This is a genomic window from Micromonospora sp. SCSIO 07396 (assembly GCF_053667945.1).
The window spans coordinates 4084785-4105319 of record NZ_CM132210.1 but is presented as its reverse complement, the minus strand read 5'-3'; the positions used below and the strand labels follow the sequence as shown (position 1 = coordinate 4105319).

15 protein-coding genes are annotated in these 20535 nt (G+C 71.1%); 3 read left to right on the top strand and 12 right to left on the bottom strand.

Features of this window, described 5'->3' with window-relative positions; translation table 11 throughout:
* Positions 1 to 98: 98 nt before the first annotated feature.
* The 5 genes from ACWCHM_RS17680 to ACWCHM_RS17660 all read right to left on the bottom strand — a co-directional run bounded on the left by ACWCHM_RS17680 (position 99) and on the right by ACWCHM_RS17660 (position 6206).
* Positions 99 to 1091 carry an SDR family NAD(P)-dependent oxidoreductase gene (locus ACWCHM_RS17680; RefSeq protein ID WP_454219056.1) on the bottom strand — a complete coding sequence of 331 codons (993 nt, stop codon included), beginning with the start codon at positions 1089 to 1091 and terminating at the stop codon, positions 99 to 101.
* The gene (locus tag ACWCHM_RS17675; RefSeq protein WP_204961237.1) at positions 1088 to 2272 is read right to left on the bottom strand and encodes a zinc-dependent alcohol dehydrogenase; all 1185 of its coding nucleotides are present in this window, start codon (positions 2270 to 2272) and stop codon (positions 1088 to 1090) included. Before ACWCHM_RS17675 ends, ACWCHM_RS17680 begins: the two co-directional genes overlap by 4 nt.
* A 505-nt stretch (positions 2273 to 2777) precedes the next feature.
* The gene (locus ACWCHM_RS17670; protein WP_204961238.1) at positions 2778 to 3539 is read right to left on the bottom strand and encodes a succinate dehydrogenase/fumarate reductase iron-sulfur subunit; all 762 of its coding nucleotides are present in this window, start codon (positions 3537 to 3539) and stop codon (positions 2778 to 2780) included.
* Entirely contained in the window at positions 3536 to 5473 is a 1938-nt protein-coding gene (locus ACWCHM_RS17665) for a fumarate reductase/succinate dehydrogenase flavoprotein subunit (RefSeq protein WP_204961239.1), read from the bottom strand. Before ACWCHM_RS17665 ends, ACWCHM_RS17670 begins: the two co-directional genes overlap by 4 nt.
* A 1-nt stretch (position 5474) precedes the next feature.
* Positions 5475 to 6206 carry a succinate dehydrogenase cytochrome b subunit gene (locus ACWCHM_RS17660; RefSeq protein ID WP_454219055.1) on the bottom strand — a complete coding sequence of 244 codons (732 nt, stop codon included), beginning with the start codon at positions 6204 to 6206 and terminating at the stop codon, positions 5475 to 5477.
* Between the two features lie 29 nt (positions 6207 to 6235).
* On the opposite strand from ACWCHM_RS17660, the gene ACWCHM_RS17655 reads away from it, so the two are divergent.
* On the top strand, positions 6236 to 7174 hold the full coding sequence (locus tag ACWCHM_RS17655) for a LysR family transcriptional regulator (protein ID WP_204961241.1): 939 nt from the start codon (positions 6236 to 6238) through the stop codon (positions 7172 to 7174).
* Here the strand turns inward: ACWCHM_RS17655 and hrpA are convergent, their stop codons facing one another.
* Positions 7175 to 11230, bottom strand: coding sequence for an ATP-dependent RNA helicase HrpA (hrpA, locus tag ACWCHM_RS17650; protein ID WP_454219054.1), 4056 nt, complete (start codon positions 11228 to 11230; stop codon positions 7175 to 7177). It lies immediately after the preceding gene.
* 234 nt (positions 11231 to 11464) lie between these two features.
* On the opposite strand from hrpA, the gene ACWCHM_RS17645 reads away from it, so the two are divergent.
* Positions 11465 to 11944: a cytidine deaminase family protein gene (locus ACWCHM_RS17645; protein ID WP_204927927.1), complete on the top strand. Its 480-nt coding sequence runs from the start codon at positions 11465 to 11467 to the stop codon at positions 11942 to 11944.
* Between the two features lie 35 nt (positions 11945 to 11979).
* On the opposite strand, the gene ACWCHM_RS17640 is transcribed toward ACWCHM_RS17645, so the two are convergent.
* The 5 genes from ACWCHM_RS17640 to ACWCHM_RS17620 form a co-directional block, all read right to left on the bottom strand.
* Positions 11980 to 13476, bottom strand: a complete 1497-nt coding sequence (locus ACWCHM_RS17640) for a peptide ligase PGM1-related protein (protein ID WP_454219053.1) — start codon at positions 13474 to 13476, stop codon at positions 11980 to 11982.
* A 148-nt stretch (positions 13477 to 13624) separates the two neighbouring features.
* Positions 13625 to 14359, bottom strand: a complete 735-nt coding sequence (locus ACWCHM_RS17635; RefSeq protein WP_204961244.1) for an iron-containing redox enzyme family protein — start codon at positions 14357 to 14359, stop codon at positions 13625 to 13627.
* Positions 14360 to 14379: 20 nt separating this feature from the next.
* Positions 14380 to 15327 (bottom strand): U32 family peptidase, encoded by a 948-nt coding sequence (locus ACWCHM_RS17630; protein ID WP_204961245.1) that lies wholly within the window; start codon positions 15325 to 15327, stop codon positions 14380 to 14382.
* Positions 15324 to 16067 (bottom strand): GNAT family N-acetyltransferase, encoded by a 744-nt coding sequence (locus tag ACWCHM_RS17625; RefSeq protein ID WP_204961246.1) that lies wholly within the window; start codon positions 16065 to 16067, stop codon positions 15324 to 15326. Before ACWCHM_RS17625 ends, ACWCHM_RS17630 begins: the two co-directional genes overlap by 4 nt.
* Positions 16068 to 16294: 227 nt before the next feature.
* Positions 16295 to 16939 (bottom strand): hypothetical protein, encoded by a 645-nt coding sequence (locus tag ACWCHM_RS17620; protein WP_204961247.1) that lies wholly within the window; start codon positions 16937 to 16939, stop codon positions 16295 to 16297.
* Positions 16940 to 17134: 195 nt separating this feature from the next.
* On the opposite strand from ACWCHM_RS17620, the gene ACWCHM_RS17615 reads away from it, so the two are divergent.
* Positions 17135 to 17860, top strand: coding sequence for a nucleotidyltransferase domain-containing protein (locus ACWCHM_RS17615; RefSeq protein WP_454219052.1), 726 nt, complete (start codon positions 17135 to 17137; stop codon positions 17858 to 17860).
* 87 nt (positions 17861 to 17947) lie between these two features.
* Here ACWCHM_RS17615 and ACWCHM_RS17610 read toward each other — a convergent pair whose 3' ends face one another.
* Positions 17948 to 20461, bottom strand: a complete 2514-nt coding sequence (locus ACWCHM_RS17610; RefSeq protein WP_454219051.1) for a DEAD/DEAH box helicase — start codon at positions 20459 to 20461, stop codon at positions 17948 to 17950.
* Positions 20462 to 20535: the final 74 nt, after the last annotated feature.

Genomic DNA, 20535 nt, shown 5'->3' with positions numbered 1-20535 from the left:
CGTCCGCCGCTGCCGCCCACGCCGACCCTCGGTACCCCCTCCACTGCGCCGGTCGGCCGACGCGGAGACCGCGACCAGCGGGGCGACGAGTTCCGGGCTCACCGCCGCCGACGTACCGCCCCACCCACCGCGAGAGCCGTCCCGGCGGCGACCGCCAGCCCGGTCGCCACGGCGGTCGCGCCGGCCGGCGTGCCGGCCCGGCGCAGCAGGGCGGACAGCTCCGGCAGCCAGCCGCCGCGCACCGCCGCCCCGGCCGGGTCCGGGGTGAACACGACGCCGTCGTGCGGGGCGACCGGCTGACCGGTCAGCCCGCCGCGACGCATCAGCGGCCCGACGAGCGCGTCGTAGATGCCCGGCACGATGGTGAAGCCGCCCCGCATGAGCAGGTTGACCCGGCCCACCGAGACCTCCCGGCGGGGCCGGTCGGCGCAGCGGGCGATGGCCCGCGCCACCCGCTGCGGGGTGGTGACCGGCAGCGGGGGCCGGCCGGCCCGCCCCAGGTAGTTCGCCGCCCGCTGGTAGACCGGGGTGTCCACACTGCCCGGGGTGACCAGGCAGACGTGCACCCCGGGCAGCTCCCGGGCCTCCTGCTGCACCGTGCGGACCAGCCCTTGCAGGCCCCACTTGCTGGTCACGTAGCCGCTCATGTAGGGGGCGGTGACGTGCCCGAGGACCGAGCCGGTGAGGATCAGGGTGCCCTTGCCGGCCGCCCGGAACCGGCGCAGCGCCACCCGGAGGACACCGGCCGCGCCGAGCAGGTCGGTGCGGACCACCCGGTCGAAGACCGCCGCCGGGAGGTCCTCGAACCGGCCGTACGCCATCACGGCCGCCGTGTGCACCCACACGTCGATGCGTCCGAACTCGGTCACCGCCGTGTCGGCGAGCGTGTCGAGCGCGTCGGGGTCGGTGACGTCGGTGGGCACCGTACGGACCCGCCCCGCGCCGGCGTCGTGGCACTCCCGGCGTACCTCGGCCAGGCTTTCGGGGGAGCGGGCGGCGAGGACCAGGCGGTCCCCGCGCCCGGCGAACTCCAGGGCCGCCGCGCGGCCGATGCCGCTGGTGGCGCCGGTGACCACCACCACCCGGCTCACGGCGCGAGCACGACCTTGACGCAGCCGTCCTCCTTCTTCTGGAACATCTCGTACGCCTTCGGCGCGTCCACCAGCGGCAGCCGGTGGGTCCGCAGGTCCTCCACACCCAGCGGGTCGTCGTCGCCGGACAGCAGCGGCAGGATCTCGTCGGTCCACCGGCGTACGTGGCACTGGCCCATCCGCAACTGGATGCCCCGGTCGAACATCTCCATCAGCGGCATCGGGTCGACCTCGCCGCCGTACACCCCGGAGATCGAGACGGTCCCGCCGCGCCGGACGGCCTTGAGGGCGGCCTTGAGCACGGTCAACCGGTCCACGGCGACCTTGTCGATCATCGTCTGGGCGAGCTTGTCCGGCAGCAGCCCGGCCGCGCTCTGGGCGAGCTTGCCGCTGGTCGAGCCGTGCGCCTCCATGCCGACCGCGTCGATCACCGCGTCCGGGCCGCGCCCGTCGACCAGGTCGATCAGCGCGCCGGGCACGTCGTCGAGCTGGCTGACGTCGAGCGTCTCGATGCCGTGCCGGCGGGCCATCTCCAGCCGCTCCGGCACCAGGTCCAGCCCGATCACCCGGCCCGCGCCGAGGTGCCTGCCGATCCGGGCGCAGAACTGCCCGACCGGACCGAGCCCGAACACGGCCAGGGTGCCGCCGGGCGGGGTGTCGGCGTACTTCACCGCCTGCCAGGCGGTGGGCAGGATGTCGCTGAGGTACAGGTAGCGCTCGTCGGGCCCGGTCTGCGGGATGGTGATCGGGCCGAACTGGGCCTGCGGGACCCGCAGGTACTCGGCCTGCCCGCCGGGTACCGATCCGTAGAGGGAGGTGTAGCCGAACAGCGACGCGCCCTTGCCCTCGGCGGTCACCTGGGTCGTCTCGCACTGGGCGTAGAGCTGCCGCTCGCACATCCAGCAGTGCCCGCAGGAGATGTTGAACGGGACGACCACCCGGTCGCCGGGCTTGAGCCGGGTCACCCCGGAGCCGACCTCCTCGACGATGCCCATCGGTTCGTGCCCGAGGATGTCACCGGGCTTCAGGTACGGCCCGAGCACCTCGTACAGGTGCAGGTCGGAGCCGCAGATCGCGGTCGAGGTGATCCGGACGATCGCGTCGGTCGGTTCCTCGATCCGGGGGTCCGGCACGTCGTCCACCCGGACGTCGTGCCGGCCGTGCCAGGTCAGTGCCTTCATGCCGGAAATCCCCTCTCGGTGCCGTCGACGGGTCTGCTACCCCGAGGGAGGCGCTTGAACCGGCGAGGTGGAACGGCTGTTCGTCAACCAGCACTGCCTCGCCGATCATGGAGTTGCCGTGGGTAACATAACGCCCGTAAAGCCCACAAAATCGGCACCATAACTCCATGATCGCCAAGCGAGCCCACCCCGTTGCCCGATCGGGCACTTCCTGTCCCGGGTTGACCAGCCGCCCACGGCGCTAACGCAACGTTGTTGTCCTGGATGTAGTGGCCTCATGGCGTGCGGAGGCCGCTACATCCAGGATCGAGCCCGCAGCCCGCAGCCCGCAGCCCGCAGCCCGCAGCCCGCGAGCCCGCGAGCCCGCAGACCGGGGCGTGGGGCGCGCTGGGTGCGGGGCGTGGGGGCGGAGGTGTGGGGGCGGGACGGAGCGACCGCCGCACCCCTCGATCGGGGGTGCGGCGGTCGGAGGGTCCGGCGGCGGCCGGTCGGACCGTCGGCGGGCTCAGGAACCGGGGGTGTCGCCGCGCTTGGCGGTGGCGGTGAGGTAGTCCCGGTTGAGCCGGCCGATGGTGTTCAGCGGGATGCCCTTGGGGCAGACCGCGGTGCACTCGCCGGCGTTGGTGCAGCCGCCGAAGCCGGCCTCGTCGTGCGCGTCGACCATGCCGATCACCCGGGTGTAGCGCTCCGGCTGGCCCTGCGGCAGCAGCGAGAGCTGAGTGACCTTGGCGGCGGTGAAGAGCATGCCGGAGCCGTTGGGGCAGGCGGCCACGCAGGCGCCGCAGCCGATGCAGGCGGCGGATTCGAAGGCGGCGTCGGCGTTGGCCTTGGCCACCGGTGCGGCGTGCGCCTCGGGGGCGCTGCCGGTCGGGGCGGTGACGTACCCACCGGCCGCGATGATCTTGTCAAAGGCGCTCCGGTTGACCACCAGGTCCTTGATCACCGGGAAGGCGCGGGCCCGCCACGGCTCGATGTCGATCGTCTCGCCGTCTGTGAACTGCCGCATGTGCAGCTGGCAGGCGGTGGTGCCGCGCTGCGGGCCGTGCGCGTCCCCGTTGATCATCAGACCGCACATGCCGCAGATGCCCTCGCGGCAGTCGTGGTCGAACGCGACCGGCTCCTCCCCGGCCAGGATCAGCCGTTCGTTGAGCACGTCGAGCATCTCCAGGAACGACATGTCGGGGGAGACGTCGTCGACCGGGTAGGTCACCATCCGCCCCTTGTCCTGGGGGCCGGACTGACGCCAGATGCGCAGGGTCAGGTTCACTTGTAGCTCCGCTGCGTGGGGTGGACGTACTCGAACTTCAGGTCTTCCTTGTGCAGCACGGCCGGCTCACCGGTGGCGGTGAACTCCCAGGCCGCCACGTAGGCGAACCGGTCGTCGTCGCGCTGCGCCTCACCGTCGGGGGTCTGGTGCTCGGCCCGGAAGTGGCCGCCACAGGACTCCTCGCGGTGCAGGGCGTCGATGCACATCAGCTCGGCCAGCTCGAAGAAGTCGGCCACCCGGCCGGCCTTCTCCAGCGACTGGTTGAGCCCCTCGCCGTCGCCCGGCACCCGGACCCGCTGCCAGAACTGCTCGCGCAGCGCCCGGATCTCGTCGATGGCCTTGCGCAGCCCGGCCTCGGAGCGCTCCATCCCGCAGTGCTCCCACATGATCTGGCCCAGCTCCCGGTGGAACGAGTCCACCGTCCGGTCGCCGTTCACGGCCAGCAGCCGGGCGATCCGGTCCTCGACGTCCCGCCGGGCCTGCACCGCCGCCGGGTGGCTGGCGTCGACCTTGTCCAGCGGCCCGGAGGCCAGGTAGTGGGCGATGGTGGTGGGCAGCACGAAGTACCCGTCGGCCAGGCCCTGCATCAGGGCCGACGCGCCGAGCCGGTTCGCGCCGTGGTCGGAGAAGTTCGCCTCACCGATGACGAACAGGCCGGGGATGGTCGACTGGAGGTCGTAGTCGACCCACAGCCCGCCCATCGTGTAGTGCACGGCCGGGTAGATCCGCATCGGCACCTGGTACGGGTCCTCGCCGGTGATCCGCTCGTACATCTCGAACAGGTTGCCGTACTTGGCCTCGATGGCCTTGCGGCCGAGCCGGTCGATCGCGTCGGCGAAGTCGAGGTAGACCCCGAGCTTGGTCGGCCCGACGCCCCGGCCCTCGTCGCAGACGTTCTTGGCGGCCCGGGAGGCGATGTCGCGGGGGACGAGGTTGCCGAACGACGGGTAGATCCGCTCCAGGTAGTAGTCCCGCTCGTCCTCCGGGATCTGCCGGGGGTCGCGGTCGTCGCCCTTGGCCTTGGGCACCCAGACCCGGCCGTCGTTGCGCAGCGACTCGCTCATCAGGGTCAGCTTGGACTGGTGGTCGCCGGAGACCGGGATGCAGGTCGGGTGGATCTGGGTGTAGCAGGGGTTGGCGAAGTACGCGCCCTTGCGGTGCGCCCGCCAGGAGGCGGTGACGTTGCAGCCCTTGGCGTTGGTGGAGAGGTAGAAGACGTTGCCGTAGCCGCCGGAGGCGAGCACCACCGCGTCGGCCATCTCGGTGCTGATCTCACCGGTGACCATGTCGCGGACCACGATGCCCCGGGCCCGGCCGTCCACGACGACCAGTTCCAGCATTTCGTGCCGGGTGTGCATCTCCACGTTGCCCAGGCCGATCTGCCGCTCCAGCGCCTGGTACGCGCCGAGCAGCAGCTGCTGGCCGGTCTGGCCCCGGGCGTAGAAGGTGCGCTGCACCTGCGCGCCGCCGAAGGAACGGGTGTCCAGCAGCCCGCCGTACTCGCGGGCGAACGGGACGCCCTGGGCGACGCACTGGTCGATGATGTTGACCGACACCTCGGCGAGCCGGTGCACGTTCGACTCGCGGGAGCGGAAGTCGCCGCCCTTGACGGTGTCGTAGAACAGCCGGTGCACCGAGTCGCCGTCGTTGCGGTAGTTCTTGGCGGCGTTGATGCCGCCCTGCGCGGCGATCGAGTGCGCCCGGCGTGGGCTGTCCTGGTAGCAGTAGCTGCGCACCCGGTAGCCCTGCTCGGCGAGGGTGGCGGCGGCGGAGCCGCCGGCCAGGCCGGTGCCCACCACGATCACCGTCAGCTTGCGCCGGTTCGCCGGGTTGACCAGTTTGGCCTCGAAGCGGCGGGTCTCCCAGCGCTTCTCGACCGGGCCGTCGGGAGCCTTCGTGTCGGCGATCGGCTCGCCCTCGGTGAAGAGTTCCATGTCAGGACACCAATCCGGTGAGTACGGCGAACGGGACCACCAGGTAGCCGGCGCAGAGCACCACGGCGAAGATCAGCGCGGCGGTACGGGCCCGCCGTTCACCCCGAGGGGTCTGCTGACCGAGGCTGCGCAGCGCGGAGAACACCCCGTGCCGCAGGTGGAAGCCGACGGTGACGATCGCCAGGGTGTAGAACAGCGTCACGTACCAGCGTTCCGGGGCGAAGTCGGCGACCACGTTGCCGTACGGGTTGCTGGCGTCGCCGACCGGGTTGAGGGTGCCGGTGGTCAGGTCCAGGATGTGGTAGATCACGAAGAGCAGGATGATCACGCCGCCCCAGCGCATGGTGCGCGCGGCGTAGCTGCCCCGGACCTTCTTGCGGTGGGCGTAGCGCACCGGGCGGGCGGCGCGGGCCCGCACGGCCAGCAGGGTCGCCGCCCAGATGTGCCCGAGCACGGCCACCACCAGCGCGGTGCGCAGGATCCACAGGAACCACACGCCGGGCAGCAGTGGCTTGCCGATGTCGCGCAGCCAGTGGGCGTAGTGGTCGAACGAGGTCTCGCCGGTGAACACCTTGAGGTTGCCGAGCATGTGGGCGACGAGGAACAGCACGAGCATGATGCCCGTCACCGCCATGACGGCCTTCAGGCCGACGTTGGAGCGGATGGGCGACCGAGTTTTCGTGATTACCACCTGACCGACGCTAGGAGCCCCGCAATCAGTCGTCCAATGCATCGAACTCGCAGTCTCGATAGCCGTAAGCTATGAAGATGCAGCTCCATCAGCTGAGGTACTTCGTTGCGGTGGCTGAAGTACGACATTTCACCCAAGCCGCCGACATCGTCGGCATAACCCAGCCGTCGTTGAGTAAGCAAGTTCACGCTCTGGAGACCACCCTCGGCGCCCCCCTGTTCGAGCGGGTACGCGGCAACATCGCCCTCACCGCCGCCGGCGAGGTGCTGCTGCCGCTGGCCAAACGCATCCTCGCCGACGTCGACACCGCCACCCGGGAGGTGCAGGAACTGGTCGGGCTGCGCCGGGGCCGGGTCCGGCTCGGCGCGACCCCCAGCCTGGCCACCTCGCTCGCCCCGCCGGTGCTACGCCGGTTCCGCGACGCCCACCCCGCCGTCGACCTGCGGGTCGAGGAGGGCGGCTCGCAGGACCTGGTCCGCGACCTGCTGCGCGGCGACCTCGACCTGGCCCTGATCATCATGCCGGCCCAGGGGGCCGATCCCGGCCTGCGGGTGGACCCGATCCTGCGGGAGAGCCTGGTGGTCGCCTCGGTGGAACCGCTACCCGCCGCGCTGGTCAGCGGCGAGTTGCGGATCACCGACCTGCGCGGCCAGCCGCTGGTGATGTTCCGCGAGGGCTACGACCTGCGCGACGCCACCATCCAGGCGTGCCGGGAGGCCGGCTTCGAGCCCACCTTCTCGGTCGACGGCGGTGAGATGGACGCCGTGCTCAGCTTCGTCGAGGCCGGCCTGGGCATCGCCCTGGTGCCGGGCATCGTGGTCAGCCGCCGCCCCGGCGTCCGGGTCACCCGGCTCGCCCCGCCCGGGGTGAGCCGGACCATCGCGGTCGCCCGTCGCCGCGACGTGGTGCCCACCCACGCCGGGCGGGAACTGCGCCGCATTCTCCTCGACTACGTGCACGCGGCCACCAGCACCAGCGACCTGCCGCCGGGCGTGGAACCGCTGCCCTGATCAGCGCCCCTCGGCGTCGTCCATCGCCCGGTAGATGCGCTGCTCGGAGACCGGATAGGGGGTGCCGAGAGCCTGCGCGAAGATGTTCACCCGCAACTCCTCGATCATCCAGCGGATCTGCCGTACCGGCTCCGAGGCGCGGCGGGCCGGGGGCAGCGCGGCCACCATGTCCCGGTATTCCTGCTGCACGGTGGCGATCCGGTCCTGCTGCTGTTTGTCCCGCTGCGGGTTGGCGGTCAACCGGTCGAGGCGGCGCTCCATCGCGGTCAGGTAGCGCAGCAGGTCGGGCAGCCGGGCGTACCCGGTCTCGGTGACGAAACCGTCGTGCACCAGGCCGGTGAGCTGCTGGCGCAGGTCGGCCAGGGCGGCCACCACCGCCAGGTTGCGGGTCGCGCCGAGCCGCTGCTCCACCGCGTACGCGGCGGCGAGCACCTGACGGACCCGGCCCATCACCTCCACCACCGTGTCGACCAGGTCGGCGCGGACCCGGTCGCGCAGCGCGGCGAAGCCGTCGGCGTCCCAGGCCGGCCCACCCGCATCGGCGATCAGCTTGTCGATGGCGGCCCCGGCGGCGTCGGCGATGAGCTGCTGCACCCCGCCGTGCGGGTTGCGGCTCAACGCCAGCTTCGCCTCGTTGCTCAGCCGCCCCTGGAGGAACTGCGCCGGTGACGGCACGGTCAGCCGCAACAGCCGCCTGGTGCCCGCCCAGTGCGCGGCGGACTGCTCGGCCTCGGAGTCGAAGACCTTCACCCCGACCGTGGCGCCCTCGTCGACAAGCGCCGGGTAGGCGGTCACCGCGTAACCGGCCCGGACCTGCTCGATGGTGCGCGGCAGGGTGCCGATCGTCCACCCGGTCAGCCCGGTCCGGGCCACCTCCGGCGCGGTGGCGGCCACCACCTGGCGTACCTCCTGGCGGAGCTGGCGTTGCAGGGCCGGCAGGTCCTTGCCCTCGGCGACCGGCTGGTCGGCGTCGCCGATCACCCGGAACGTCACCCGCAGGTGCGGCGGCAGCTTCGCCGGCTCCCACGCCTCCCGGGGCACGGTCACCCCGGTCATCCGGCGTAGCTGCCGACTCAGCGCGTCCAGCAGCGGCTCCTCGCCCGGGGTGATCGCGGCCAACGCCGCACGCGCGTGGTCCGGCACCGGGACGAAGTTGCGCCGGACCGCCTTGGGCAGCGACCGGATGAGCGCGATCACCAGTTCCTCGCGCAACCCCGGCACCTGCCAGTCGAAACTCTCCGCCGGCACCTGGTTGAGCAGCGGCAGCGGGATGTCGACGGTGACGCCGTCGGTGGGCGCGGTCGGGTCGAAGGTGTACGTCAGCGGCAGGGTCACCCCGTCGGCCCGCCACTCGTCCGGGAAGTCGGCCTCGTCGACCCCGCCGCGCCCGGCGTTGACCAGCACCTCCCGGGTGAGGGTGAGCAGGTCGGGCTGCTCGTGGCGGGCCTTCTTCCACCAGGCGTCGAAGTGTCGTCCGGAGACCACGTCGGCCGGGATCCGCTGGTCGTAGAAGGCGAAGATGCTCTCGTCGTCGACCAGGATGTCCCGGCGGCGGGCCCGGTTCTCCAGCTCCTCGACCTCGGCGCGGAGCTTCTCGTTGTCCCGCCAGAACTGGTGGTGGGTCTGCCAGTCGCCCTCCACCAGGGCGTGCCTGATGAACAGCTCCCGGCTCAGCGCCGGGTCGATCCGACCGAAGTTGACCTTGCGGGAGGTGACCAGCGGGACGCCGTACAGGGTGACCTTCTCGTAGGCCATCACGGCGGCCTGCTTCTTCTCCCAGTGCGGCTCGCTGTAGCTGCGTTTGACCAGGTGCTGGGCCAGCGGCTCGACCCACTCCGGCTCCACCCGCCCGGCGACCCGCCCCCACAGCCGGGAGGTCTCCACCAGCTCGGCGGCCATCACCCAGCGCGGCGGCTTCCTGAACAGCGCCGAACCGGGGAAGACCGCGAACTTCGCCCCCCGGGCGCCCAGGTACTCGTGCTTCTGGGCGTCCTTGAGCCCGATGTGCGACAGCAGGCCGGGCAGCAGCGACTGGTGCACCTTCGGGGTGTCGATCTCCTCCGGCAGGTCGGCGGCGACCCCGCGCCGGCCCCCGTCGGCCGGGGGCTGCGCCGCGCCCCGCCGGCCCCGCCGCCCGTCACCCTGCTCCGGGGTACGCAGCACCTGCCGCAACTGGGCGACGATGTCCTGCCACTCGCGGACCCGCAGGTAGTTGAGGTACTCCGCCCGGCACATCCGGCGGAACGCGCTGGAGGACAGCTCCCGCTGCTGCTCGCGCAGGTAGCGCCACAGGTTGAGCAGCGACACGAAGTCGGACTCCCGGTCGGTGAACCGGGCGTGCGCCTGGTCGGCCTGGGCCTGCTTGTCCGCCGGCCGCTCCCGGGGATCCTGGATCGACAGCGCGGCGGCGATCACCAGCACCTCGGTGGCGCAGCCGTTGCGTTCGCCCTCGATCACCATCCGGGCCAGCCGGGGGTCGACCGGGAGCTGGGCCAGCCGCCGGCCCAACGGGGTGAGCCGTTTGGCCGGGTCGGCCTCGGTCGGGTCCAGCGCACCCAGCTCGTGCAGCAGGTTCACCCCGTCGGTGACGTTGCGCCGGTCCGGCGGGTCGATGAACGGGAACGCGGCCAGGTCACCGAGGCCGATGGCGGTCATCTGGAGGATGACCGAGGCGAGGTTGGTGCGCAGGATCTCCGGGTCGGTGAACTCCGGCCGGGAGGCGAAGTCCTGTTCGTCGTAGAGCCGGATGCAGATGCCGTCCGAGGTCCGGCCGCAGCGGCCCTTGCGCTGGTTGGCCGACGCCTGGGAGACCGGCTCGATGGGCAGCCGCTGCACCTTGAGCCGGCTGGAGTAGCGGGAGATCCGGGCCGAACCCGGGTCCACCACGTACTTGATGCCGGGCACGGTCAGCGAGGTCTCCGCGACGTTCGTGGCGAGCACCACCCGGCGTCCGGCGTGCGGGGCGAAGACCCGGTGCTGCTCGGCGGCCGACAGCCTGGCGTACAGCGGCAGGATCTCGGTGCCGAGCAGCGCGCGTTTCGACTGGGTCAGCTTGCCCAGCGCCTCGGCGGTGTCCCGGATCTCCCGCTCACCGCTGAGGAAGACCAGGATGTCGCCAGGCCCCTCGGCGGCCAGCTCCTGCACCGCGTCGCCGATCGCCTGGATCTGGTCGCGGACGTTCTCCTCGTCGTCGCCCCCGTCCTCGTCGCCCTCGGCCACCTCGACCAGCGGCCGGTAGCGCACCTCCACCGGGTACGTCCGCCCGGACACCTCGACGACCGGCGCGGGCTTGCCGTCGGCGTCGGCGAAGTGCTCGGCGAACCGGGCGGTCTCGATGGTCGCCGAGGTGATGACCACCTTGAGGTCGGGACGGCGGGGGAGCAGCTGGCGCAGGTAGCCCAGGATGAAGTCGATGTTGAGGCTGCGTTCGTGCGCCTCGTCGATGATCAGGGTGTCGTACTGGCGCAGCATCCGGTCGGTCTGCAACTCGGCCAGCAGGATGCCGTCGGTCATCAGCTTGACCAGGCTGCGGTCGCTCACCTGGTCGGTGAAGCGCACCTTGTAGCCGACCACGTCGCCCAGTTCGGTGCCGAGTTCCTCGGCGATCCGGTCGGCGACCGTCCGGGCGGCCAGCCGGCGGGGCTGGGTGTGCCCGATCAGCCCGGTGATCCCCCGCCCCAGCTCCAGGCAGATCTTGGGTAGCTGGGTGGTCTTACCGGAGCCGGTCTCACCGGCCACGATCACCACCTGGTGGTCGCGGATGGCGGCGGCGATGTCGTCGCGCCGCTCGCTGACCGGCAACTGCGCGGGGTACGTGATGGTCGGCACGGCGGCCCGCCGGGTGGCCAGCCGGCCCTCCGCCCGGGACACCTCCCCGGCGATCTCGGCCAGCGCCTCGTCGCGCCGCTGCGGGTCGCGCAGCTTGCGCACCCCGTCCAGCCGCCGCTGGAGGCGACGCTGGTCGCGGAACATCAGCGCAGTGAGCCGGCGGTGCAGCTCACGGGCGGACACGGTGGCGGCGGGCGCGGCGGGGCCGGCGGCGGTTGGATTCTGCATGTCGTCGCCAAGGATAGGCAGCCGACCACCGGACCGCCCCCGGGTTACGCCCCGGAGTCCCACGGCCGCTGGTGGGTCGGCTACCCCCGGCTGTCCCGGCGCAGGTCACGGGCCGGGTGGGGGCGGGCGCGCGGTGCGGTGCGCGACCGGTCACGTCCCCCGGTGCGCTGCCCGGGAAACGGGCCGCCGCCGGGCTACGCTGAGCGCCGACGACGCGACCACGGGGGCTGCCGGATGACGACGACGATGCTGGACACCGACCGCGCGCTGGTCCAGGCTGCCACGGCGGTCGCCAAGCTGCGCTGCCGCAGCGAGAACCACACGGTCGCGGCGGCGGCCCGGACCACCGACGGCCGGGTCTTCACCGGGGTGAACCTGTTCCACTTCACCGGCGGCCCCTGCGCGGAGCTGGTGGCCATCGGCGCCGCCGCCACCCAGGGCGTGGGGGAACTGGAGACCATCGTCGCGGTGGGTGACCGGGGACGCGGCGTGATCCCGCCGTGCGGGCGGTGCCGGCAGGTGCTGCTCGACTACCACCCGGGCATCCAGGTCATCGTCGGACCGCTGGACGCCCTGCGCAAGGTGCCGGTGGCCGACCTGCTGCCGGACACCTACATCTGGGCCGAGCAGCGGCTCGACGCCTCCGCCATCGTCCGGACCGGGCAGTGGCCGATGCCGACGGTCCCGGCGAGCCGCCCCGCCTCGGAGGACTGAGCCCCCGTCGTGACGACCGGCCCGGCCGGGTGCGGTCAGCCGTCCTTTGCCGCCACGTCCAGGGCGAGGGCGCGGGTGCGGTCCATCAGCTCCGCCGCCTCGGCTGCGTCCCGGCCGATGCAGACCGCGCCGAACTTGCCGTGGTCGGGCAGAGCGCTGAGCATGTGCAGCACCGTGCCGGTGCGCCGGGTGTGGTCGTAGCGCAGCGGTGACCGCTCGACGGCGTCGATCAGCCGGGCCGGGGCCAGCCCCACCAACGACGGGTCGGTGATCGAGTCGGACGCCTGATAGACCCGCTCCGCGCGGCCGTCGGGGGTGTCGGTGAACAGCCTGCCGTCGGCGTCCGGCACGGTGTCGAGCAGGTGGCTGGCCATCACGAAACCGTGCTTGGTGCCCGTCGCGCGCAGGTTCAGCTCGCAGCCGAGCACCCGCACCGTCGCGCCCCGACGGGCGGCGAGGAAGTCGACGCCGTAGTCGCCAGTGGTGACGCCCTGCGCCACGAGGTACCGGCCGACGCGCAGGCCGTACTCCACCACCGTGTCGCGGTAGGCGGCGTCGGCCGGGAACGAACTGCCGACGTAGGTCAGCCCCACCCCACCGAGCACCTGGTCGTGGGTGGAGACGCACTCGACGTCGCCGGTCGGGGTCACCCGGCCTTGGAAGCTGGGGCTGCGCAGCTCGTCGGCCTCGACGAACTCCTCGGCGACGATGCCGGCGTGGGGGATCAGGTCGGCGAACTCCGCCCAGCCCAGCCTGCCGTCGACGAGGCGGCTGCCGGGCAGCCGCTTGGCCACGGCGGCGACCACCTCGGCCCGGTCGGTGCCGGTGACGTCGGTCAGGTCGACGGTGGCGTTGCCCATCCCCGCGCCGTACGCGGTGCTGCTCAGCTTCAGCACCAGCCGGCGTCGCCCGGCCAGCACGAGGTCGGCGACCGCCTCGGCGAGCGTGTCGACGTCGTGGCACTCGGGGGTGCCCGCCGGCACCTCGATGCCGAGCGTCCGGAACATCTCCCGGCCGGCGCTCTTGGTGCCGAGCGGGATGTACCCGGCGTCGGCCTGGTCCCCGGGGACGCCGAGGGCGGCGGCGTAGTCCTGTAGGGGGCGGGACGGCTCGAAGTAGCTCAGCGCGACCTCGTCACCCGCCTGCCGGGCGGCGGCGACGAAGTCGGCCACCCGCTCGCGCAGCCGGGTGGCCGCCGGGTTGGCCGGGTCGAGCAGCTTGTCGCTCAGCCAGCGGGGCGAGGAGTCGTCGAGGCTGCCGACCACCACCCGGTCCCGGCGGGGATCCCGCCCGTCGACCGGCTCCTGCGGCAGCAGCCCGAGGAAGTAGTCCACCTGGCGGTCGGCGTCGATCATGCGGGGGGCGGTGACGTAGAGCAGCGAACCGCCGCCACGGCAGACCACCGCGACGATCGCCGCCCCGACCGGCCGTTCGGGAAACAACGTCGATCCGCTCAACCGTTCCAACAGTTCGGGGCTGCATTCCCGGCTCTGCACGGAAACGACGGCACGACGGATGCCGGTGACGGCCATCGCGATCATTCTCCTCGGCGACGGAGGTCGACGGGCGGTCGTGCCACCGGAGGTGACATGACCGCCCGTCCGACGGACGGTGGGCCCGACCCTAACACCGCGATCGACGCCCCGAGGTGACCCGCGTCCGCCCGCGATTCCCCCGCCGTCAGGGGTGGGTCAGCGCTTTCACCACCGCGAATGCACCGTCCTGTTTGAGTACGGTGCGGTGGTACAGCTCGGTGTAGAAGGCGCAGAACAGCCGGTACACGTTGGTGATGTGTTCCACCACCCGACGCCGGTCGTCGTCGGTGTGCACGAACGTCATGAGCACGTCCCACACGAAATCGGTGTGGTCGTCCTCCAGGTCGTGGTTGACGTGCGCCTGCTGCCCCTTGGCCATGCCCGCGCCGAGCACCTGCTCGACGTTCTCGATCCAGTCCGGTTGGGTCATCAGCGAAACGTTCTCGATGAAGTACGAACTGGACAGCGAGGCCAGCGGCCGGCCCTCGTGTTCGAGGCCGTAGTAGAAGTAGCCCTGGAGCAGTTTGGTGGAGAACATCGGCTCGGTCGAGTAGATCTCCTCCCGGCTCACCCCGACCCGTTCCAGGTCCTTGGCGAACATCGAGTCGTGCAGCATCTCGTCCTCGGTGTACGCACACCACTTCTTGGCCAGCACCGGGTTGTGCTTGGTGAAGTAGTGGATCGTCAGCGCGTCGATCCACCGCTTCATCCGCAGCCGGAGGATGATCTCGATGACGTGCCGCTGGTAGTAGGCCATGTTGATGTCCCTGGCCCGGAAGAGGTGGTCCGCGCCCTCGACCTCGCGGTAGAACTGCTGCACCATCTGTCGCAGCAGTTCGTCGACCTCCTGCTTGAACTCGGCGTGCTCGTTCTTCGTCATGCGCTTGCCGGCCCCTGTCGTCAGTCGGATGCCGCGGCCGGAATCGCGTACTGCCGGCTGCGGCGGGAGATGGCGGTCTTGTCGGGAAGGTGGCGGTCGAGCATTTCCAGGCCGCGGGCGACGCGCCGGACCCGTTCGACGGTCCGTGCCTCACTCGGCGGGTCGTACGGATGTTCCTGCACGCTCGCGCCCATCTTGAGCATCACCGGTGCGGCGATCTGGACGATCTCGGCCAGTTCGTAGAACCGGATGAAGCCGCCCTTGGTGCGGTAGACGTCGGTGGGCACGTCCATCGGCAGTTCGGGGTTGAGCCGCCGGATCTCCTGGATCATCGGCAGGCCCAGGTCGTGCGCCAGGGTGATGCTGTCGGCACCGTTCTCGGCGAAGATCCGCGCCAGGAACGGGTTCGTCGGCATGCAGTGGCTGGAGGTCTTGAAGACCAGGTCGGCCGGGAGCAGCCCGTCCGACCGCAACTCCGCGAGCACCCGCAACACGCCGATGTCGTAGACGGTGATGCCCCGGCAGCCGAGCGCCGCGAGCCGCAGCGCCTCGGCGACGCAGGCGCGTATCCCGTCGCTGTTGTTGATCTGCCGCCCCATCTCCAGGCCGAAGCCGGTGCGGTAGAAGGCGCTCTTCGTGTCGTACTCGGGGCGCGGGCCCAGGCTGACCACGATGCCGTGGTCGTTCTCCCGGCACAGGGCGAACATGTCGGTCAGTTCGGCGTCCGAGAGCAGAAACGACCCCAGCGTCTCGTTGAACCGGGTGACCCGGACCCCGTGCTCGTTGAGCAGTTTGACCATGATTTCGAGGTCGCGCATCGAGTTCACCGCCGGGATCTCGACGCCGAACTGCCCGCCCCCGTCGAACTCGCCGGCCGAGCGGTGGAACTCGACGGTGTCGGTGAACGGGTAGCCCTTTCCGGCCAGCCAGTCCCGTGCCGCACTGCCGGACATGGTTACGTCGTTCACGCGATCTCCTGTCGGGGTGCCGGATCGGGGGTGATGCCCAGTGCCGCGGCCAGTGCCGCGCGGGCGGCCGGTGTCGGGGCGTGCACCAGGCACAGCACCCGGTCGAACTCTCCGACCTCGGCGGCGAAGAATGCGTCGACGCGCCGGTTTCCGGAGCGTGGCTGGTACCGCCAGAAGTCACTGCCGACGCTGCCGCCGCCGTGCACGACCACCCCGGTACGAGGATCGAACCGGCATTCCGGTGACAGTCGGGCGGCCAGTCGGGCGGCCAGCCGGCGTACCTCGTCGGGGTCGGAGCCGTCGAGGGACGGATAGCAGCGGATGTCGTCGTGCACGGTGAACCGGTGCATCACCGCGTACGCCTTCGGCGTGTAGGTCTTCATCGCCACCAGTTCCGGAAAGTCGCCGAGCCGGCGGGTGATTTCGCGGAACAGTCGGGAGACCAGACCGAAGGCGACGGTTCCCCCGTGGTGGTCCTCGGCGACCAGCAGGGTTTCGATGTAGGTGAAGGGCTGGTCGTCGGGGTCGCGTTCGGTGGCGGCGATGAGCCCGACGCACCCGTGGGCCGTCTCGGCGGCGACGAGGTGGTGGCTCTCCCGCAGGATGTGCTGTTTGGTGGCCAGGTAGTCGGCGACCTGGTGGCGGGGCATCGACCGGGCCAGGTCGGTGCGTATTCGGTGGACGAAATCAGGGGGGATCGATTCTGCCCCGGCGAAGTAGCGGAACCGGACGTGACTCATCGGAAATTCCACCTCCGATCGACCAGGTGCTTTTCTGCGCCATTACGCATCGAGGTAGACCAACGTTATTTCCGCAACACTCTACGTTCGGGGCCGGCGCTCAAGGTGATCGGAGCGGTATTTGGGAAAGTCTGCAACGACAGACAGATCGGACGGCGGCGGTGCCGTCCGATCTGTCTCAGAAAACTATGCAGGTCAATGCATAAACGAATGTTCCGGGAGTGTGGTCAGGCGGCGGTGGACCAGATGGCGCGGAAGGCGGCCGCCTCGCCGGCGAGCCACTGCTCGACCTGTGCCGGCTTGACATGCTCGGGCGTCCGGTGTGCCACCCCGCGCCGCACGTCCACCAGGACCGGCTCGGCGTGCGGCAGCACCGCGTCCATGTGTCGGGCCATCAGGTGCAGGGTGGCCAGGGCCGCCTCCTCGCTCGGCGGGGTTTCGTCGAAGTGCAGCCGCACCGCTTCGGCGTGGCCGTCGGCGTACCGGACGCCGAAGTGGGGATTGATCTTGACGGGCAGGTCGCCGAGCATCGCGAGGGCGTCGCGGGTCTGCGCCAGGTCGACGCCGGCCGGCTCGCCGAGCGACGCCAGCCACGCCGTCGCGCCGGGCGTCAGCGCCTGGTAGAGCGGACGCCAGCGCGGCTTGACCAGATCGGCCACCCCGGCCAGGTGGGTGCCGCCGGTGTGGAAGGCGATGTCGGCCTTGAGTGCCTTGACGAACTGGCCGTGCGGGTTGAAGCCGTGCCGGCTGGCCCGCTGCTTGCGCAGCCCGCCGACGAAGCTTGCCTTGGTGGGCCCGGTGCGGTCGACGTACCGGGTGAAACCGAGGAGGGTGGCGTACGGCGTGAGGGGGGCGTTGACGGGCGCGGTCACGAGCGTCCTCCCAGCTCAGGAACTCGATTAGTACATACATTCTAATCGACGGGGGTGACATCTCCCAGGGGTGGAAGCCGTCGATCCTCCATGTTCCGGCGCACTGGCCAACGTCGGCCGGACCGGACCACGCCCGCGCCATCGGAGTGACCATGCCGGCCGTCGACGCACCTGGCGTTTCCTACACTCGCCACCATGGCGACGTCACCTGCTGCCGTTCGAGACCTTGGCTACGAACTGAAGGAACTCGGTTGGGTCAGCGATCTCCTGGTGGCAGGGTCGTTGGCCACCGGTGACTACGTCCCACGCATCAGCGATCTTGACCTGGTTGCGCTTGTTGACGGCCCTGTCGACACCGGTCGGCAGGCAGCACTTTCAGTGATCCACCGTCGACTCGACGGCGGGAGCGGCGCGGGCTTCAGCCTGGGCTGCGTATACGTCGACACTGCGACCGTCTCCGATATCGAGGAGCAGCATCCGACCTGGACTCACGGCCAACTCGTTCACCGCATTCTTTCCCGGGTCACCAGAGCAGAACTGGCGAGACACGGATACGAGGTCTTCGGACGCTCGCCGCGCGAGGTCTTCCCCGCAGTCTCAGCCGAGGACATACGAGCGGCGGCCCGCGCCGAGCTCACCGGCTACTGGGCCTGGGCCGTTCGACGTCCGTGGATATGGGCGGACCCCACCATCGCTGAACTCGGCCTTACCTCCATGGCCAGGGGGCGCCACGCACTCGACAAGGGCGAACTCCTCACCAAGACGCAGGCCATCAGACAGGTGCACGCCCCGACCTGGCTGATCGACCAACTCAGCGCGAGACGGCGAGGCGAAGCCGTCTCCTCGCCCCGGATACGGACAGCCGTAGTCGCCTGGCTCGACGCCCGCCGGACAGTCGCTCGCGCGAAGCGCGCTCGGTGAACTCCCGACTCCCGCCTCGCCGCAACGCCCCGGGCGGCCACCGATGCCCGGACACGGACGCACCGGACGGCCCCTGCGGAGAAGAACTCAGAGCTGCCCCACGTCCGTCACCCGGACCACGGCGGCCCCCACCTCGTCCGAGGCGGCCAGGTCGACCTCGGCGCTGATCCCCCAGTCGTGGTCGCCCTCCGGGTCGTCCAGGATCTGCCGGACGGTCCACTTCTCCCGGCCCTGCTCGATCATGAGCAGCGCCGGGCCACGCGCGTCCGGCCCCACCCCGATCCCGTCGTACGCCGCGAAGTACGGCTCCAGCGCCTCCGCCCAGGCGTCGGCGTCCCACCCGGACGCCCCGTCCAGCTCGCCCAGGTCCCACCAGCGGCGCAGGGCGGCCAGCTCGACCCGGCGGAACAACGCGTTGCGCACCAGCACCCGGAAGGCACGGGCGTTGCGGGTGACCGCCGGCACCCGCTCCTCCAGCGACGCGTGCGCCTGGGCGGCGTCGGCGACGTCGGACGGGTTGCGCAGCCGCTCCCACTCGTCGATCAAGCTGGAGTCGACCTGCCGGACCAGCTCGCCCAGCCACTCGATGAGGTCGACCAGCTCCTCGGTCTTGGCGTCCTCGGGCACGGTCTGCCGCAGCGTCTTGTACGCGTCGGCGAGATAGCGCAGCACCAGCCCCTCGGACCGGGTCAGCCCGTAGAACTGCACGTACTCGCCGAAGGTCATCGCGCGTTCGTACATGTCCCGGACCACGGACTTGGGGGAGAGCTGGTGGTCGGCGACCCACGGGTGCCCCTGCCGGTACATCTCGTACGCGGCGTGCAGCAGCTCCGCCAGCGGCTTCGGCCAGGTCACCTCGTCGAGCAGCTCCATACGGGCCTCGTACTCGATGCCGTCGGCCTTCATCGCGGCGACCGCCTCGCCGCGCGCCTTGAACTGCTGCGCGGAGAGCACCTGGCGCGGGTCGTCGAGGATCGACTCGATCACGCTCAACACGTCCAGGGCGTACGACGGGGATTCGGCGTCGAGCAGTTCGATGGCGGCCAGGGCCAGCGGCGACAGCGGCTGGTTGAGCGCGAAGTCGAGCTGGAGGTCGACGGTGAGCCGGACCCGGCGGCCCGTCTCGTCGGGCTCGTCGAGCTGCTCGACCACCCCGCCGGCCCGCAGCGCCCGGTAGATCGCGATCGCCCGGCGGATGTGCCGGCGCTGGGCGGCGGCGTCCTCGTGGTTGTCGGTGAGCAGGTGCCGCATCGAGGCGAACGCGTCACCCGGCCGGCCGATCACGTTGAGCAGCATCGAGTGGCTGACCTGGAAGCTGGAGGTGAGCGGCTCCGGCTCGGCCTCGACCAGGCGCTGGAACGTCGGCTCGCCCCAGCCGACCGAGCCCTCCGGCGGCTTCTTCTTCACCACCTTGCGCCGCTTCTTCGGGTCGTCACCGGCCTTGGCCAGGGCCTTCTCGTTGTCGATCACGTGCTCGGGGGCCTGCACCACGACCCGGCCGAGGGTGTCGAAGCCGGCCCGCCCGGCCCGCCCGGCGATCTGGTGGAACTCGCGGGCCTTGAGCAGCCGGGTGCGCACCCCGTCGTACTTGCTCAGGCCGGTGAACAGCACCGTGCGGATCGGCACGTTGATGCCCACGCCCAACGTGTCGGTGCCGCAGATGACTTTCAGCAGCCCGGCCTGGGCCAGCGTCTCCACGAGCCGGCGGTACTTGGGCAGCATCCCGGCGTGGTGCACGCCGATGCCGTGCCGCACCAGCCGCGACAGCGTCTTGCCGAAGCCGGAGGTGAACCGGAAGTTGCCGATCGCGGCGGCGATCATGTCCTTCTCGGCCCGGGTGCAGACGTTCACGCTCATCAGCGCCTGGGCGCGTTCCAGCGCGGCGGCCTGGGTGAAGTGCACCACGTACACCGGGGCCTGCTTGGTCTCCAGCAGCTCCTCGAGGGTCTCGTGCAGCGGCGTCATCGCGTACGAGAAGATCAGCGGGACCGGCCGCTCGGCCGACCGGACGACGGCGGTCGACCGGCCGGTACGCCGGGTCAGGTCGTCGACGAACCGGGTGGTGTCCCCCAGGGTGGCCGACATCAGCACGAACTGCGCCTGCGGCAGCTCGATGATCGGCACCTGCCAGGCCCAGCCCCGGTCCGGCTCGGCATAGAAGTGGAACTCGTCCATGATCACCTGGCCGACGTCGGCCCGCGCGCCCTCGCGCAGCGCCAGGTTGGCCAGGATCTCGGCGGTGCAGCAGATGATCGGGGCGTCGGCGTTGACGCTGGCGTCGCCGGTCAGCATGCCGACGTTCTCCGCGCCGAACACCTCGCACAGCGCGAAGAACTTCTCCGACACCAGGGCCTTGATCGGCGCGGTGTAGAAGCTCGTCCGGTCGTCGGCCAGGGCGGTGAAGTGCGCCGCGATCGCGACCAGGCTCTTGCCCGAACCGGTCGGCGTATTCATGATCACGTTCGCGCCGGAGACGATCTCGATGACCGCCTCCTCCTGGTGCGGGTAGAGGTCCAGCCCACGCTCGGACGCCCAGCCGGCGAACGCGTCGAAGAGGGTGTCGGGGTCGGCGCTTCGAGGCAGCGCGGCAGTCAGCGTCATAGCGCCCCCATCGTGCCCGCACCACCACCCCGCCCGCCAACCGGGCCACCCGCGCGCTGAACCGCCTGGGGGTC

Coding starts and splice junctions, on each gene's coding strand:
- ACWCHM_RS17675 (WP_204961237.1), bottom strand. CDS start 2,272: ATGAAGGCACTGACCTGGCACGGCCGGCACGACGTCCGGGTGGACGAC.
- ACWCHM_RS17665 (WP_204961239.1), bottom strand. CDS start 5,473: ATGGAACTCTTCACCGAGGGCGAGCCGATCGCCGACACGAAGGCTCCC.
- ACWCHM_RS17660 (WP_454219055.1), bottom strand. CDS start 6,206: ATGCATTGGACGACTGATTGCGGGGCTCCTAGCGTCGGTCAGGTGGTA.
- ACWCHM_RS17655 (WP_204961241.1), top strand. CDS start 6,236: ATGAAGATGCAGCTCCATCAGCTGAGGTACTTCGTTGCGGTGGCTGAA.
- hrpA (WP_454219054.1), bottom strand. CDS start 11,230: ATGCAGAATCCAACCGCCGCCGGCCCCGCCGCGCCCGCCGCCACCGTG.
- ACWCHM_RS17645 (WP_204927927.1), top strand. CDS start 11,465: ATGACGACGACGATGCTGGACACCGACCGCGCGCTGGTCCAGGCTGCC.
- ACWCHM_RS17640 (WP_454219053.1), bottom strand. CDS start 13,476: ATGGCCGTCACCGGCATCCGTCGTGCCGTCGTTTCCGTGCAGAGCCGG.
- ACWCHM_RS17635 (WP_204961244.1), bottom strand. CDS start 14,359: ATGACGAAGAACGAGCACGCCGAGTTCAAGCAGGAGGTCGACGAACTG.
- ACWCHM_RS17625 (WP_204961246.1), bottom strand. CDS start 16,067: ATGAGTCACGTCCGGTTCCGCTACTTCGCCGGGGCAGAATCGATCCCC.
- ACWCHM_RS17615 (WP_454219052.1), top strand. CDS start 17,135: ATGGCGACGTCACCTGCTGCCGTTCGAGACCTTGGCTACGAACTGAAG.
- ACWCHM_RS17610 (WP_454219051.1), bottom strand. CDS start 20,461: ATGACGCTGACTGCCGCGCTGCCTCGAAGCGCCGACCCCGACACCCTC.